Annotated in this window: 1 protein-coding gene; it reads right to left on the reverse strand. The window is 71.3% G+C overall.

The features are described from left to right. On the reverse strand, positions 1-1,165 hold a 1,165-nt coding region (locus FPZ47_RS27460), incomplete at its 3' end, for a DUF7159 family protein (RefSeq protein WP_145039778.1). Positions 1,166-1,483: the final 318 nt, after the last annotated feature.

A 1,483-nucleotide genomic window follows, 5' to 3' on the forward strand; every position in this document is an offset into this window, starting at 1 on the left:
GGGCGGGCGCGGGCGGGGCCGCGGGAGCCGGAGCGGCCGCCGGCGGGCTCATGGGGCGGGGCGCGACGACGGGCCTGGGCGGCTTTGCCTGGACCGAAGGCGCGGGCGCGGAATGTGTTGGGACGATGATGTTTTCGTTGGGGCTGGGCCGCAGGGCCACCGTGGGGCGAATGTTGATGGCCAGCGCGATCTCCAGGGCGACAACCGCCGCGATGACGACCACCGTCAAGGCGCTGCCTACCAACAGCAGGGATTTGCGCCGCGGCGCCTTCGGGCGGGCGTCGAAGATGACGGTTCGGGCGTCGGCATCCTCGTCCGGCACGGCACTGTAGGCGACGTTGTCCTCGCCTTGCCCGGCACCGCCGGCCGTGTCCGAAGCGCGCCGATAGGCGGGCAGCAGACCGGGCGACTGCCCGGCGAGAGCCATGGGGTCGATCGCGCCGGTGCCGGGGTCCAGCGCGTAGGCCAGCGCGGCCGTGGACGACGCGAACAACGGCGCATTGGCCGCCGCCAGCGCCGCACCCCGCGCCAAGGCCGTCTCCGGGTCGCCGGGCACGGCCAGGCCGAGCGAGGTCGCGGTCTCCAGCGCCGGCTTGATCAGCGGGACGTCGACGCCGGACCCGACGACGACCACGCCCTCGGGGCGTACGTCCAGCGCTTCGACGCCGGAAACCATCTCGGCGAGCTCGGCCACCGCCTCCTGGTCGTCGTCGGAAAGAACCCTGCGGTGCACGTCGGAGACCGATCCGTCGGCGGTGTCGATCACGGCCAGGGTCGCGGTGTAGGGCTCGACGAAGAGCAGCGCGATGTGCGCGTAGTTGGTTGCGTCGCCGACGGACTGGGCCAGCGCGGCCGCCGCCATGAACGCCGAGACCAGCATCACGTGCTCGAGTCTGTGGTCGATCAGCGCGTCGCGCAGCATTGCGGCCTCGACGTGATCGGTCCAGGTCACCCCGGTCGACAGCAGCTGGTAACCGCCCTCTTCGGCGCCTTCCCGGGTGCCCAGAATGGCCGAGATCACCTGGGCCGGCGCGGCGGCGGGCGACTGCCCGGCGACGTCGAAGTCGTCCTCGTCGACGATGACACCGTCGGCGTTCTCCCCCTCGACCAGAACCATGCTGACCTTCGTCGGCGTCATCGAAACACCGAGCACGATGCCCACCACTGTTCCCATCTCCCTGGGTAATTCGGTGCACCGCTGCCGAGCGCGGGCACCGGACCGCCCTGGCTACTGGCCGACGAAACCACTGGCGTAGTCGCGTTCTGGCCGACGGCGCAGTTCTACACCGACCGCAATAATTCGAGACTACCCGCGGCGCACAGGCCTCAGGTGGACCGCGTTTGCTGCGAGTTATCCCGCTGCGGCGCAGAGCCGCACCGTCAGTGGCGCCCGCCGAAACCGCCGAAACCGCCGAAGCCCCCGCCGTGACCGCCGAAACCGCCGCCGTGGCCACCGCCACCGAAGAGCCCGCCGCCACCGAAC

The sequence above is a fragment of the Mycobacterium helveticum genome, from assembly GCF_007714205.1.
Lineage (GTDB): Bacteria > Actinomycetota > Actinomycetes > Mycobacteriales > Mycobacteriaceae > Mycobacterium > Mycobacterium helveticum.